The sequence below is a fragment of the Winslowiella toletana genome (genome assembly GCF_032164335.1).
Lineage (GTDB): Bacteria > Pseudomonadota > Gammaproteobacteria > Enterobacterales > Enterobacteriaceae > Erwinia > Erwinia toletana_A.
On sequence record NZ_CP134152.1, the window covers coordinates 730892 to 745395 of the forward strand.

The following is a 14504-nucleotide window of genomic DNA, read 5'->3' on the forward strand; positions in this document are numbered from 1 at the left end:
TTATTTATTAGAATGAATATCAATATGCCGCCGGGGTGTTGTAACGCCCATGTTATCAACGTCATAGACTTCACCACCTTGGCCTATCGGCTTGATATGATGAATCTCAAACTTGATACGTTTTCCAACTCGCCCCTCTCTATACGTTGCCGGAGCCTTCCCTTTCTTCATATTAATAATATTTGAACCTTTAAATTGCCTTGATAACTCAGGATCTTTAGATACTTCAATCCAAAATGCTTCACGGAACTGGTCAAAGTTCGCAAACGTTCGGCCTCGCAGCTTATCCGCTATTTGGCTTGGAATCGGGGAACCATTACCGGTATTTGCATCCAACAGCCATATCCCGCTGACCTTCTGACCTTTACCCGTAACCTCTCCAGAGCTGTTGCGCAAATATATATATATCGGTGGAACATCCGATATTGGCAAGATAAGAATATAATCTGCAAATTTTTTCTCTTCCGGCGTAGGGCTGGTTGTAGCCTCAATCCCGGTGTCTTCCGGCAGCGGATTAACAATAACAGGATTCGGTATCCTTACCGGATTCTGGTTACCTGTATTTGAAGGAACATTGACACCTGAACTGTCGGGCGTCCAGATAATGGTAATACGCGGATCTTCCTCTGTGGTGAACGTATAAGCTTTTCGGCTGCTGTCCCACTCCATTTTGCGCACACGCACCCTATCTTTACCGGGTGGAGTATGCCAGCCATGAGGAACCGGATTACCTTTATCATCTTGTTCCCATGTATAACGCACACGGCTTGGCGCTTCACGCATCTGTTCCAGACGCATCCGGTCAATAAAGTCCTGTTCACCGTCGTTCAGTCTGCCGGGCATCATTCCCATCACAACTGCTGCGATGGGAGCACCGGGGCCGCTGGCTGCTACCCTTCCGAGTCCTGTAGCCATCTCACCAAGTTTTACTGCCCATGTTCCTGTTGTAATGGCTTTTCCACCCACCAGCCCAAGCACACTGGCTCCTTCAACCGCCATCTGAGCGTTAGCAGCACTTGTGGCTGCTGCTGTTGCCCGCTGGTATTCGACCTCCTCATGATTACCGAACCACCATTTATACAGGGCGCTTCGCTTTTTCGGCTTTGGAATATCTTCTGCAGCTTTCTTTTTCCTGGCTGTCTGAGCGTGCTGGACAACATCATTATCTGATACAGGATCAGCAGGGGGAACGGCCTGATAAAATGCCATCACAGCGAAATTGGTATGAGGTTCCTGATCTTCTCCGGCATCATTACAGCCCTCACCCTGCAGGCAGGATTTGGCGAACACACGATTGCGGTCACGTGCTTCAGCCAGTTGTTTGGCTTTTTCTTCTTCTGCGGCCTTACGTTCAGCAACCCATGCTTCAAGGGCTGCAATAGAAGGATCCGGGCCTCCTCCTACCCACTGTCCGGCAGGCGCAATTATCCAATTCGACCCGGAAGGGCAACCGCAGTGCACAATTGAACCGTCTACCGCTGCTATTTTTCCATTATTGGTATCACGGGGTTCACCGGATACGATAACCCCAACCTCACCACATTTGGGGCATCGGGTAGTTTTATCACCAACACGGACAACCCTTCGTCCGTGCTCGATATCATTGGATATTGAGGCGATACATTCAGCACCCGAGGCTGTTTTATCCCCCTCCAGTGCCGTGCCTCGCCCATAACAGGTAGAACGATTTCCCATTACGCCACCTCGCTTGATGGCAGGAAATCTTCTGGCATCGTTTCTCCTTCACGCCCGACAATCATTGGCCCATGGCACAAAGTGCTGATAATCTCATCACCGTTATCCAGACGGCTACCAACGAGCTCCACACTGCGGGCATTGACTTCACTTCTCTTACCCGCTCCCGTTATAATTTTCGCAGTTCTGCCATTCGCATAAACAACGTCATCACCTTCCAGTGCAACATTCAATTTTGTTCTATCTGAAAGTTCGATCTGATTTCCATTCCAGGAGGCATGAACCGTTCCGCCCTCCCTGGTGAGGCTACCCTCCACAGCAATACGGTACAGGGCCGTAAACGGTGATTGCTCCATTGTTGACAGCAGTTCCGGTGCCAGTTCATTGGTAAATTGACGTGTCATTCCTTTTTCCTTGTCATTCCCATGGTTTAACTGATGAAATTCTAACCGATTTGTAATTTGACTTAAAAGAGATGGTTGTCATGGGGTTAAAAATCAATATCGAAGTAGCAGTGATGGTTTATTTGTGTTCGCTAATATTTATTGTCCCCGCCGTCACTCCGATCTGATTTATCAGCATGGCCAAAACCCTTAACGACACGATAGATTTCGCAGCCTGGCGACCAGGCTGGCCAGCCAACCTTAAATCAACAACAGATCAACTTAATAAGCATTCTCATTATCATTTGGCTTTGCTATTCTGCTTGCTTAAGATTTTTCCTGACTCAATCAAAGGCGGGTGTATGGCAGCGGTTCCGGGTTATCGTGTATTCAATGTGGTGCTTGCACGCAAACAGCTGCTCTCTCCATCAATGCTGTGCTGTGTGTTCAGTGGAGAAGAAGTCCGGCATATGAAGATGGACGCGCCGGATCAGCGCATTAAGCTGCTGTTTCCCGCCCTGAACGGCTCGCCCGCCGCGTTTTCAGTTGAAGGCTCCTGGTGGGAGCAGGCCAAAGCGATGGCAGCAGAGTGCCGCCCGATTGCACGCACTTACACAATTCGCCGCGTGAATGCCGATGCCGGCGAGATGGAAGTCGAGTTTGTGATGCACGGCACGGAGGGGCCAGCATCAGCCTGGGCAGCGGCGGCAGAGCCGGGTGACGGATTGCAGATTGTTGCGCCAAATCGTGACCATTGCGATGACAGCGGCGGTTACGAGTGGAAACCCGATCCGCAGGCAGAACGCGCGCTGGTGATCGCCGATGAGACGGCGCTACCGGCGGCGAAAGGTATTCTTGAGCAGCTGGCACTACGTAAGACGCCACCGCAGGTACAGATTTTCCTCGAAGTGCCGAAGCGAAGTGACTGCATCGATCTGAGCCAGTTCGCTTTTGCTGAAGTGCACTGGCTGCCGCGTGAAGAGAGCGGTGCCAGCTATGGCGAAGCACTGCTGAGTGCGGTTCAGCAGCACGTCAGGCTGCCGGAATATGCGCTGACGCGACAGGCATTACGTGAAGAAGATGAGGGCGAAATTCTTTGGGATCGTGCCGCCAGTGAAGATATCCGTTTTCACGGCTGGGTCGCGGCGGAGTCCCGTTCGGTAAAACATCTGCGCCGCCATCTGATCGGCGAGTGCGGATTATCACAGGATACCATCAGCTTTATGGCCTACTGGAGTCGCGGACGCCGCCCGCAATAAAAAACGGGTGACGTAAACGCCACCCGTTGATGACATCTGTTTTCCTGACGGACGGTGTTCACGCCGCCCGTTCAGAAGAGAGATGCTATTTGGTCATACGTTTGTACTTAATACGCTTCGGCTCCAGCGCTTCCGCGCCGAGGGTGCGTTTCTTATACTCTTCGTATTCAGTAAAGTTACCTTCGAAGAACTCGACTTTACCTTCATTCTGGTAATCCAGAATATGGGTAGCGATACGGTCAAGGAACCAGCGGTCATGCGAGATCACCATGGCACAGCCAGGGAATTCCAGCAGGGCGTTTTCCAGCGCACGCAGGGTTTCGATATCCAGGTCGTTGGTAGGTTCATCGAGCAGCAGCATATTGCCGCCAACCTGCAACAGCTTAGCCAGATGCAGACGGCCACGCTCACCACCGGACAACTCGCCAACGCGTTTGCCCTGGTCGACGCCTTTAAAGTTAAAGCGGCCCACATAAGCACGGCTTGGCATCTCGGTATTACCGATACGCATGATGTCCTGGCCGCCGGACACTTCTTCCCAGACGGTTTTTGAGTTATCCATCGCGTCGCGGAACTGATCGACGGAAGCCAGCTTAACGGTGTCGCCCAGTTCGACGCTGCCGCCGTTCGGCTGTTCCTGACCGGATAACATGCGGAACAGGGTTGATTTACCGGCACCGTTCGGGCCGATAATGCCGACGATTGCGCCCTTCGGTACGGAGAAGGTCAAATCGTCGATCAGTACGCGGTCACCGTAAGACTTGCTCAGGCCGTTAACTTCAACCACTTTGTCACCGAGGCGTGGGCCTGGTGGAATAAACAGTTCGTTGGTTTCGTTACGTTTCTGGTATTCAGTGCTGTTCAGCTCTTCAAAGCGCGCCAGACGGGCTTTGCCTTTAGACTGACGGCCTTTGGCACCCTGACGCACCCACTCCAGCTCTTTCTCAATCGATTTACGACGAGCGGCTTCGGAAGAGGCTTCCTGTGCCAGGCGCTGATCTTTCTGCTCCAGCCATGAAGAGTAGTTACCTTCCCACGGAATACCTTCACCACGGTCAAGCTCCAGAATCCAGCCAGCAACGTTATCGAGGAAGTAACGGTCGTGGGTAATCGCCACCACTGTACCTTCGAAGTCGTGCAGGAAGCGCTCAAGCCACGCCACGGATTCAGCATCCAGGTGGTTGGTCGGTTCATCGAGCAGCAGCATATCTGGTTTTTCCAGCAGCAGACGGCAAATCGCCACGCGGCGACGCTCACCACCGGAAAGGTTAGCGATTTTCGCATCCCAGTCCGGCAGGCGCAGTGCATCAGCAGCGCGCTCCAGTTGGGCATTGAGGTTATGGCCGTCGTGAGCCTGAATAATCTCTTCCAGCTTACCTTGCTCAGCTGCCAGCTTATCGAAATCTGCATCCGGCTCGGCGTACAGTGCGTACACTTCGTCGAGGCGTTTCAACGCGCCGACGACTTCAGACACTGCTTCTTCGATGGATTCGCGAACCGTATGCTCAAGATTGAGCTGCGGTTCCTGCGGCAGATAGCCGATCTTCAGGCCAGGCTGCGGGCGCGCTTCACCTTCGATATCTTTATCGATACCGGCCATGATACGCAGCAGGGTAGATTTACCGGCACCGTTCAGACCCAGTACGCCAATCTTTGCGCCCGGGAAAAAACTCAGGGAGATGTTCTTGAGAATGTGACGCTTCGGCGGAACCACTTTGCCGACGCGATGCATGCTATAGACGAATTGAGCCACGTTAAAATGAGCCTCTTATGGTCTGTGTTGTTGTTGGGGCGGGACTGCCCACTCAGATGACGAAGTTTAGCTGTTTTCCGCCTTTAATCACAGCCGATGCCCGGAGGAATCTGTCGATTTTGCCGAAAGACGGTTTTATATAAAGAGGCGAAAGGCGAGGCCGCCTGCCTCAGGTCATGACCTGAACCTCAGCCTCTTTCATTTTTTGCGCCAGCGCTCGGGGTGGCGCGCTGTCGCTGATCAGATTGTCAAACAGCTGCAATTCGCCGATGCGCGCCGGCAGCACTTTACCGAATTTGCTGCTGTCGGCCAGCAGCACTTTGCGCTGAGCGCGCTGCAATGCGTAGTGCTTCATCTGCAACTCATTGACGTTGTAGCAGGTGGCTCCCTGCTCCGCATCAATGCCCGCCGCAGAAATTAACGCCAGCGAAGGGCAGAGCACATCCAGCACGTGGTGGTGACCAACCGGGGTGAAAATCGCGTTGTCCGGATGAAATTCACCGCCGCTAAGAATGACGTTGCAGGCACTTTTCTCTTTCAGCGCGAGAAAGGTGTTCATTGCGCAGCAGATGGCGGTGAAAGGCAGGCTGTCGTCAATCGCATCGATCACATACGGTATGGTGGTGCCGCAGTCGAAAAATACCGTGTCATTAGCGTTAACCAGCGCCGCGGCCAGCTGGCCGAGCTGCTGCTTTTTACTGACGTTTTGTGACTGTTGATCGGAGACAAAGTAGTGACCATGGCTGTTACGCGGATCGCTGACTATATAGCCCCCCAACAGCACCAGCGTTGACGGCTGCTCGTTCAGATCGCGCCGGATTGTCATCTCGGAGACGGCCAGCAACTGTGCGGCGTCCTTCAGATGGATCTTGTCGATGCGCTTTAACGCCTGCGCCAGTTTATTCACGCGCTCGTCGCGCCGGGTTTCCATGGTGACGTTCCTTAAATGAGTATCCTCTGCCAGATGATGCGATGCGGGTGAACTTCGCGCGCAGCCCATCACAGGCAAGTTCCTGATATTACCTTTAATCAGAACGTCGCGTAAACCTCGCGCACCACCAGAGCAGAGGCGTATCACATCAGAAAATCCGGCTGCTGGCATCGTATTGTGGCTGAGTCAGGGCGTCGGTTATCTCCTGATGGCAAAGAATGATGGAATGGTGATTCACCGCCAGCGGAATGATCTGCAGCTGCGGACAAATCTGCGCCAGACCGTTATCAGCAATCGCGAGAATTTCACGTCCATCAATGCCGCCAGAGAGGCTTAAATCAACAAACTCAGTGGCTTTAAACAGCGTGACTTTGCTGTGGCGCAGTGGCGCGCTGAGACACTGATTATTAATATTGATCTCGGTCTGCTCCACCTGCTGCCCACGTCGGGCGGCTTCGCCTGTAATTCCCATCATCGCCAGAATCGGTGCCAGCATGCCCGGAACAATATGCTGTTGGACCTCGGTCTGGTACAGGCTATCAAGCAGGCAGACGTGAATATCGTTAAAGCCGCGCTGTTCCAGCTGGGCGGCAATCTCCAGCGCGATAATCCCGCCCAACGACCAGCCGAGCAGCCTGACCGTTTTATGGCGCGGCAGGCCATAATTGCAGATATGTTGCAGATAATAGCTGGCCAGCGCGGGCAGCGCGCTGATATGCGGATGATTAAACAGATTGTAATTGTTGACGCCGATGGCGTTAAAGTGGCCGGTCAGCGCGCGTGCTAAATCACGATAAATCTCACAGCCAACTACCGCCGGATGAATCATCCACAGATCGTTGCTGGTCAGCGCGGTGTTCAGCGGCTGAATCAGCACAAAATTGTCGGCTGGCTGGTTAAGCTGTCGCAGCAATTTCTGCATGGCAACCGGGGTGTTATCAGCGAGGCCGGCCGGACTGGCCGCCTGATTACGGTGAATCGCCTGTGCCTGCGCCTGCAACGTCGGATGGATAAACAGCGTTTTCATCTCGGCGTTGATGCCCGCGCGCTTAAGCAGCAGCAGTAGCTGAATGGCGTGCAGCGAGTGGCCGCCAAGGGCGAAAAAATCGTCGCCGCGATCGATGCGATCCACCCCCAGCAGCGACTGCCACCAGTCAGCCAGCTGCTGCTCCTGCTGGTTGGCCGGTGGGCAAAACGCTTTACCGATTATCACCGGTTGCGGTGGCGGTAGCCGTTTGCGATCCAGCTTGCCATTAGCAGAAAGTGGGAAAGCCTCAAGCGCAACCACGCTGCCTGGCAGCATATATTCCGGTAAGGTTGCGCGTAAATGCGCGCGCAGTCGTTCGGTTAAATCGGGCTGCGGCGGGGCAATTACCCAGGCAACCAGCCGCTTATCACCGTCATGATGATCGCAGGCCATCACGACCGCATCGGCGATCGACGGGAAGCGACAGATCTGCTGCTCGATCTCACCGGCTTCAATGCGCAAGCCGTGGATCTTTATCTGAAAATCGTTACGGCCCAGGTACTCCACACTGCCATCTTCCAGCCAGCGCGCCACATCGCCGGTTCTGTAGATCCGCGCCTGCGGATCGTCACTAAAAGGATCGGCAATAAAGCGCTCTGCCGTCAGCGCCGGAAGATTCAGATAGCCGCGCGCCAGCTGAATACCACCGATATACAGTTCACCCCGCACGCCAGCTGGCAGCAGCTGGAGGTGCCGATCGAGAATATAGAGTCGGGTATTGGCAACCGGGAAACCGATCGGAATCAGCGGACGGCGATCGTCCGGCTGGCAATGCCAGTAAGAGACATCAATCGCCGCTTCGGTAGGACCATACAGATTATGCAGTTCGGCCATCGGCAACTGTTGATGGCAGCGTTCCACCGTCGTCAGCGGCAGCGCTTCGCCACTGCAAAAAATACGCTTCAGGCTGCTACAGGCGGCCATCTCACCATAACGTAGAAACAGCTGTAGCATTGAGGGCACAAAATGCAGCGTCGTGATCTGCTCTGTGGCGATCAGTTTACTGAGCCAGGCCGGATCCTGATGTCCGCCAGGTTTCGCCAGCGCCAGCCTTGCGCCGATCATCAGCGGCCAGAAGAACTCCCAAACCGAGACGTCGAAGCTGAACGGCGTTTTTTGTAATACCGTATCCTGCGGTGACAACTGGTAACGGTGCTGCATCCACATCAGGCGGTTAATCACCGCGCGATGCTCAATCATCACGCCCTTCGGCTGACCGGTGGAGCCGGAAGTGTAAATAACATAGGCCAGCGTGCGGGAAATATCGCCGGGAAGGGGGGGCGGATTCTCAATACTCTGCTGTTGCCATTGCGGCAGGTCATCATACAGATGATAAGCCAGCGGGCCTTCGCCATTCAGCGCCCGTAGCGCCCGCTGCCCGGCATCATCGAGCAGCAGCCGTTTCGCGCCACAGTCCTGTAGCATATGGCGCAGACGATCTTGCGGATACTGCGGGTCCAGCGGTACATACGCCGCACCTGCTTTTAGTATCGCCAACAGCGCAATCACCATCTGTGCACCGCGCTCAACGCACAGTGCCACGCGGTCATCAGCCGCCAGGTCGGTACTGCGCAGAAACCATGCCAGCTGATTAGCGCGATGATTAAGTCTGGCATAGCTGAGCGGCGCGCTGTCACCGCATAGCGCAATCGCGTCCGGAGTGCGTGCTGCTTGTTGCTCAAAAAACTGCTGGAGGGTTAACGGCGTGGGCCAGTGACGATCGCTGTTATTCCAGCAGTGCAAAATTTGCTGCTGCTCTTGCGCTAACAGCAGTGGCAGCAGGGCGACCGGTTGCTCTGGCGGTGCATCAAGCACCGCCTCCAGCAGATGCACAATGCGCGATGCCAGGCGCCCGGCATCCTGTTCGCTGAACCACGCCTGATTAAAATGAAATTCCAGCTGCGGCTCTGCCGCCTGATGATAGTGGCGCAGATAGAGAGTCAGCGGCGTCTGTTCATGACCATGATGCATGGCTACGCTTCTCAGTTCGCCTCCGCCGATATCAATATCCGTCAGGAAAATCTCCTGAGAAAAACTGAGATCAAATAGCTGACGACGGCCCTGCTGACCGAGGCGCAGATGCCGGTTGAGTTCGGCAATCGGGAAGCGTTGATGGCGGTAGCTACGGCGCAGCTCAGTGGCAACCTGCTGCATCAGCGCCGGAAAGGGGTGATGATCGTCCAGCTTTAGCCGCAGCGGGATCATCGACGAGAACATGCCCAGCGTCTGTTTAAACCGTGCGCCGTTACGATTATGAATGGGCAGCCCGATGGTAAGATCCTCAACCTGCCATAATCTCCCCATACAACAGGCGAGCAGTGCGGTCATAAAGTGCATCACCGAAGCGCCGTGCCGCTCGGCGTAGTCGCCGAGTTGCTGGTAGCGCGCCAGCGGCAAACTTTGGCTAATCTGGCTGCTGGGCCAGGTCATCTCCTCGCTGTACCCCTGACGTCGCTCCAGCGCCGAGGGCGGAACATCGGCAAAGCGACTGAGCCAGAAATCGCGATCCAGCTGATAACGCGGCGAGGCAAGATACTGCCGGTCATGCTCAATAAAATCGCTGTAACTGGCGATTGGCAGCGCAGTCAATGGTTCGCCGCTCAGTAGCTGTTGATAGCGCTCGAGAATCAGTCGACTGAGCAGAGCAATGGAGGAGCCGTCGGCAATAAGATGATGGCCATTAAGCAGCCACAGCGATAAATTATTGCTGACCTTAATCAGGTGGCAGCGCCACAGCAGGCAATCATAGAGGGGAAAAGGCTGAATAAATAGCTGACGGATTTTCTTCCAGCTACTGTTTAACGCCTCTTCTGCGAGGCTGAAATCATGATGGCTGAATGTCATCTGATGAATATGGCTGATACTCTGAACGGTGCCCTGTTCCGTCTCGGATAAAATAAATTTCAATACGTCATGCTGCTGCATTATTTCCGCGATGGCCTGCTGAAATAACTTTAGTTCAACCTGATGAGGGATCTGCCAGACGCAGCCAATATTATAGCAAGGGGTAGCGGGCGTCAGCAGTTGATCGATCCAAACGGCTTGCTGTACGGTAGTTAACGGATACACAGACATGCGTGCGCCTCCAGTCAAGGCAGAGGGAATTTTCGGTGAAAGAAATTAAGTATATAAATAATTAGCAGAGATGAGATGAAATAGTATAATTTTTTAATAAATAATAAATTACTTGATATCGATAATTATATTATTTTATCAGATATGTTTATCTCTATTTAATACCGCAATCTATTTTTGATTCACCGATATCGGCAAGATAAATATGGCGTAAATGTGTGGAATCATTTTACGCCACTATTAATAACCTTAAATCGCTACTAATCCACGTACGCCGTCGGCTTCCATTGTGTCACCGCGCCCGCGTTGCACTATTTCACCACGCGACATCACCAGATAGCTGTCGGCCAGTTCGGCGGCGAAATCATAAAATTGTTCCACCAACAGAATCGACATATCACCGCGCTGTGCCAGCTGGCGGATCACCGCACCGATTTGTTTAATCACCGAAGGCTGAATGCCCTCAGTTGGCTCATCAAGGATCAGCAGCTGTGGCTTGCAGGCCAGCGCACGGCCAATCGCTAACTGCTGCTGTTGACCACCGGAGAGATCGCCGCCGCGCCGGGATTTCATCTCTTGCAGCACCGGGAACAGTTGATAAATCTCGTCGGGCACCTGTCTGGCTTCGTTACCTGAAAATCGCGCCAGCCCCATCAGCAGATTTTCCTCTACCGTCAGGCGCGGAAAAATCTCTCGTCCTTGCGGCACATAAGCGATACCAGCCTGAACGCGCTGATGAGGTTTACGTGTGTTAATCACCTTATCATTCCAGCTGATGGTGCCGGATTTTGCCGGAATTAAGCCCATCAGACACTTCAGCAGGGTAGTTTTGCCGACGCCATTACGCCCCAGCAGGCAGGTCACTTCACCCTGACGAGTTTCAAATGACAGCCCGCGCAAAATATGGCTGCCGCCATAATATTGATTCAGTTCAGATACCTGTAACATTTCAGCGCCCCAAATAAACGTCGATAACCTGCTCATTGGCCTGCACTTCGCGCAATGAACCTTCAGCCAGTACCTGGCCCTGATGCAGCACCGTAACGTGATCGGCGATGGTTTCAACAAAGCCCATATCGTGCTCTACCACCATCAGCGAATGCTTGCCGGCCAGGCTGCGAAACAGCTCGGCGGTATAGTCAGTTTCGGCATCGGTCATACCGGCCGCCGGTTCGTCAAGCAGCAGCAGATGAGGCTCCTGCACCAGCAGCATGCCAATTTCCAGAAACTGTTTTTGTCCGTGGGATAGCAGCCCGGCCGGGCGTGCGCGTTCAGCGCCAAGACGCAACAGTTTCAGCACTTCATCAATACGATCGCGCTGTTCGCTGCTGAGCCGGGCGCGCAGACAGGCCCAGACTGATTTATCGGTTTTTAGCGCAATTTCCAGGTTTTCAAACACCGACAGCGCTTCAAATACCGTTGGCTTCTGGAATTTACGGCCAATACCGATGCGGGCAATCTCTACCGGCGACAGGGTAGTGAGATCGGTGTCCTGATCGTAAGTGATCTTGCCGTTATCTGGTCGGGTTTTGCCGGTAATCACATCCATTAGCGTAGTTTTTCCGGCACCGTTTGGGCCGATTATGCAACGCAGTTCGCCAACGCCAATATTTAGTGACAGGTCGGTCAGCGCACGAAAGCCATCAAATGAGACATTGATATTGCTCAGTTGCAGCAGCGGATCGCTGTGCTGGCGGAAGCGATCCGCCGGGTGGGTTTGAGTAAACAGCCGATCAGTCATGTTTCCTCCGGCGTATCAGCCCGATAACACCACGCGGCAGAAACAGCGTGACAAGAATAAACATCAGGCCGAGGAAAAACAGCCAGTATTCAGGGAAAGCCATGGTGAACCAGCTTTTGGCACCGTTGACGATAGTGGCACCGAACAGTGGCCCAATCAGGGTGCCGCGCCCGCCCAATGCAACCCAGATGGCAGCTTCAATAGAGTTAGTTGGCGACATCTCACCCGGGTTAATAATTCCGACCTGCGGCACATACAGCGCCCCTGCGAGGCCGCACAGTACGGCTGACAGCGTCCAGACAAACAGCTTAAAACCTTTTGGGTCGTAACCGCAGAACATCAGACGGTTTTCGCCATCGCGCACCGCTGTCAGCACCCGGCCAAACTTACTGCGTGCCAGCGCAAAACCGATGCTAAGGCTGATTATCAGCAGCAGTACGCTGGCGATAAACAGCCCGATGCGGGTGCTGGTGGCGGTGACCGGAAAGCCAAGCAGGGTGGTAAAGCCGGTAAAGCCATTGTTACCGCCGAAGCCGGTTTCATTGCGAAAAAACAGCAACATGCCAGCATAAGTCAGCGCCTGGGTCATGATCGAGAAGTACACGCCTTTGATCTTTGAGCGGAAAGCAAACCAGCCGAAGATCAGCGCCAGCAGACCGGGCACCAGCATGATCAGACACAGCGCCCAGGCAAAATGCTGGGTGCCCGCCCAAAACCACGGCAGTTCGCTCCACGACAAAAAAGACATAAACGCCGGTAAGCCATCGCCCGCCGCCTGGCGCATCAGGTACATGCCCATCGCGTAACCGCCAAGCGCAAAAAACAAGCCGTGGCCGAGCGACAGTAAACCGGCGTAGCCCCAGACCAGATCCAGCGCGACGGCGACAATCGCATAGCAGAGGATCTTGCCGATCAGCGTCAGGGTATAGGTGGAGATGGCCAGTGGATTATTCGCGGGCAACAAAGCGAAAAACGGCAGGATCAATAGCGCCAGCAGCAAGACAGTGCCGATCCCGATGGTCAGCCGCGGTGCTTTTTGCGCCACGCTCAGTGTGATGGGTTGTGTCATCAGTCAGTTACCCGTCCTTTAAATGCAAACAGCCCCTGCGGTCGTTTCTGAATAAACAGAATGATCAGCACCAGAATCAGGATCTTGCCGAGTACCGCACCGATTTGCGGCTCCAGCACCTTGTTCAGGATGCCGAGGCCAAACGCAGCCACTACCGTGCCTGCCAGCTGGCCGACACCACCCAACACCACCACCAGGAAGGAGTCGATGATATAACCCTGGCCCAGCTCCGGGCCGACATTGCCCAGCTGCGACAGCGCCACGCCGCCCAGCCCGGCAATGCCCGATCCCAGGCCGAATGCCAGCATATCGACGCGTCCGGTTGGCACGCCGCAGCAGTCGGCCATTGCGCGATTCTGCGTGACCGCACGTACATTCATGCCAAGGCGGGTTTTGTTCAGCAGTAGCCAGGTGAGGATCAGCACCCCTGCGACAAACAGAATCACCGCGATACGGTTGTAGGGCAGTACCAGATTGGGCAGTAATTGCAGGCCGCCTGACAGCCACGCCGGATTAGCCACTTCCAGGTTTTGTGCGCCAAACAGCACCCGTACCAGCTGAATTAACATCAGGCTGATGCCCCAGGTGGCGAGCAGCGTTTCCAGCGGGCGACCATAGAGATGACGAATCACCGTGCGTTCCAGCAGCATGCCGATGCTGGCGGTCAGAAAGAATGCTACCGGCAACGCCAGCAGCGGATAGTAAGCCAGCCACTCCGGCGCGAAACGCTGGAACATCGACTGCACCAGCCAGGTGGCATAGGCACCGAGCATCAGCATTTCGCCATGCGCCATATTGATCACCCCGAGCAGGCCATAGGTGATCGCCAGTCCTAACGCCGCCAGTAATAAAATCGAACCCAGCGACAGGCCGGTAAACGCCTGGCCGAGTAAATCTCCCCACATCAGACGCTGTTTAATTTGCTGCAGGCTGGCAGCGGCGGCGGCGCGCACCTCGGCACTGGCTTCATTCCCGGGCTGAGTAAGCCGTTGCAGGCTGGCCTGTCGTTGCGGATCGCTGCTTTCACCCAGCAGTTTTACCGCGTTAAGTCGTACCTGTGGATTGCCGTCGCTCAGTTGCAGATTAGCCAGCGCTATCGCCAGCTCAGTATGAACATCAGCATTTTGTTCTGCTGCCAGCCGCTGGCTCAGTAGCGGTAACTGATCGGCGACCGCATCATTTTGCAATGCGCGTGCGGCGCGCAGGCGTGTGGCAGCGTCATCACTGACTAACTGGTGTGAAGCCAGCGCGTTTATCGTTAATACGCGCAACCGGTTATTGGTGAACAGTTTTTTAGTGGTTCCACTGGGTTTCGCATCGCCTTCAAGCGGCGTCAGCTGACCATTGAGAGTACTGAACGGCTGTTTATGCTGATCGATGACCACCGACTCTGCGCGTAATGCCTCCAGCAGCGGCAGGCGGCTGGCGTCAGGCGTAGCCGCCCATTGCTGTAACAGTTTTGCCTGTTCGCTGCGGCTGGCAGCAGCGTAGTCAGCCGCCGGGCCAGCTTGAGCGGCGAATGGCGTGCCGATCAGCAGCACCAGCATTAAAAGTATTCGCGTCATGATAAT

The 14504-nt window shown here is 54.4% G+C and carries 10 protein-coding genes; 1 reads left to right on the top strand and 9 read right to left on the bottom strand.

The window, feature by feature from the left end:
- Together RIN69_RS03420 and RIN69_RS03425 are read right to left on the bottom strand one after the other, a co-directional pair.
- Window positions 1-1695, bottom strand: coding sequence for an S-type pyocin domain-containing protein (locus RIN69_RS03420; protein WP_313855568.1), 1695 nt, complete (start codon window positions 1693-1695; stop codon window positions 1-3).
- On the bottom strand, window positions 1695-2099 hold the full coding sequence (locus tag RIN69_RS03425) for a hypothetical protein (protein WP_313855570.1): 405 nt from the start codon (window positions 2097-2099) through the stop codon (window positions 1695-1697). Before RIN69_RS03425 ends, RIN69_RS03420 begins: the two co-directional genes overlap by 1 nt.
- 341 nt (window positions 2100-2440) lie before the next feature.
- On the opposite strand from RIN69_RS03425, the gene RIN69_RS03430 reads away from it, so the two are divergent.
- Window positions 2441-3337, top strand: a complete 897-nt coding sequence (locus RIN69_RS03430; protein ID WP_313855571.1) for a siderophore-interacting protein — start codon at window positions 2441-2443, stop codon at window positions 3335-3337.
- A gap of 85 nt (window positions 3338-3422) precedes the next feature.
- Here RIN69_RS03430 and ettA read toward each other — a convergent pair whose 3' ends face one another.
- From ettA to urtB, 7 genes are all read right to left on the bottom strand, one after another.
- Window positions 3423-5090, bottom strand: a complete 1668-nt coding sequence (gene ettA, locus RIN69_RS03435; protein WP_313855573.1) for an energy-dependent translational throttle protein EttA — start codon at window positions 5088-5090, stop codon at window positions 3423-3425.
- 169 nt (window positions 5091-5259) lie between these two features.
- The gene (gene deoR / locus RIN69_RS03440) at window positions 5260-6021 is read right to left on the bottom strand and encodes a DNA-binding transcriptional repressor DeoR (protein ID WP_313855575.1); all 762 of its coding nucleotides are present in this window, start codon (window positions 6019-6021) and stop codon (window positions 5260-5262) included.
- Between the two features lie 148 nt (window positions 6022-6169).
- Window positions 6170-10123 (bottom strand): non-ribosomal peptide synthetase, encoded by a 3954-nt coding sequence (locus RIN69_RS03445; protein ID WP_313855577.1) that lies wholly within the window; start codon window positions 10121-10123, stop codon window positions 6170-6172.
- 249 nt (window positions 10124-10372) lie between these two features.
- Window positions 10373-11071: an urea ABC transporter ATP-binding subunit UrtE gene (gene urtE / locus RIN69_RS03450; RefSeq protein ID WP_313855579.1), complete on the bottom strand. Its 699-nt coding sequence runs from the start codon at window positions 11069-11071 to the stop codon at window positions 10373-10375.
- A 1-nt stretch (window position 11072) separates the two neighbouring features.
- Window positions 11073-11864, bottom strand: a complete 792-nt coding sequence (urtD, locus tag RIN69_RS03455; RefSeq protein WP_313855580.1) for an urea ABC transporter ATP-binding protein UrtD — start codon at window positions 11862-11864, stop codon at window positions 11073-11075.
- Window positions 11857-12933: an urea ABC transporter permease subunit UrtC gene (gene urtC / locus RIN69_RS03460; RefSeq protein ID WP_313855582.1), complete on the bottom strand. Its 1077-nt coding sequence runs from the start codon at window positions 12931-12933 to the stop codon at window positions 11857-11859. The genes urtD and urtC overlap by 8 nt, the downstream gene beginning before the upstream one ends.
- The gene (gene urtB, locus RIN69_RS03465; protein ID WP_313855584.1) at window positions 12933-14498 is read right to left on the bottom strand and encodes an urea ABC transporter permease subunit UrtB; all 1566 of its coding nucleotides are present in this window, start codon (window positions 14496-14498) and stop codon (window positions 12933-12935) included. The genes urtC and urtB overlap by 1 nt, the downstream gene beginning before the upstream one ends.
- Between the last annotated feature and the right edge of the window lie 6 nt (window positions 14499-14504).

What these genes read in the sequence shown, in the direction of transcription:
- RIN69_RS03420 (WP_313855568.1), bottom strand. Translation starts at nt 1,695, where the DNA reads ATGGGAAATCGTTCTACCTGTTATGGGCGAGGCACGGCACTGGAGGGG.
- urtD (WP_313855580.1), bottom strand. Translation starts at nt 11,864, where the DNA reads ATGACTGATCGGCTGTTTACTCAAACCCACCCGGCGGATCGCTTCCGC.
- urtC (WP_313855582.1), bottom strand. Translation starts at nt 12,933, where the DNA reads ATGACACAACCCATCACACTGAGCGTGGCGCAAAAAGCACCGCGGCTG.
- urtB (WP_313855584.1), bottom strand. Translation starts at nt 14,498, where the DNA reads ATGACGCGAATACTTTTAATGCTGGTGCTGCTGATCGGCACGCCATTC.
- RIN69_RS03430 (WP_313855571.1), top strand. Translation starts at nt 2,441, where the DNA reads ATGGCAGCGGTTCCGGGTTATCGTGTATTCAATGTGGTGCTTGCACGC.
- RIN69_RS03425 (WP_313855570.1), bottom strand. Translation starts at nt 2,099, where the DNA reads ATGACACGTCAATTTACCAATGAACTGGCACCGGAACTGCTGTCAACA.
- deoR (WP_313855575.1), bottom strand. Translation starts at nt 6,021, where the DNA reads ATGGAAACCCGGCGCGACGAGCGCGTGAATAAACTGGCGCAGGCGTTA.
- urtE (WP_313855579.1), bottom strand. Translation starts at nt 11,071, where the DNA reads ATGTTACAGGTATCTGAACTGAATCAATATTATGGCGGCAGCCATATT.
- RIN69_RS03445 (WP_313855577.1), bottom strand. Translation starts at nt 10,123, where the DNA reads ATGTCTGTGTATCCGTTAACTACCGTACAGCAAGCCGTTTGGATCGAT.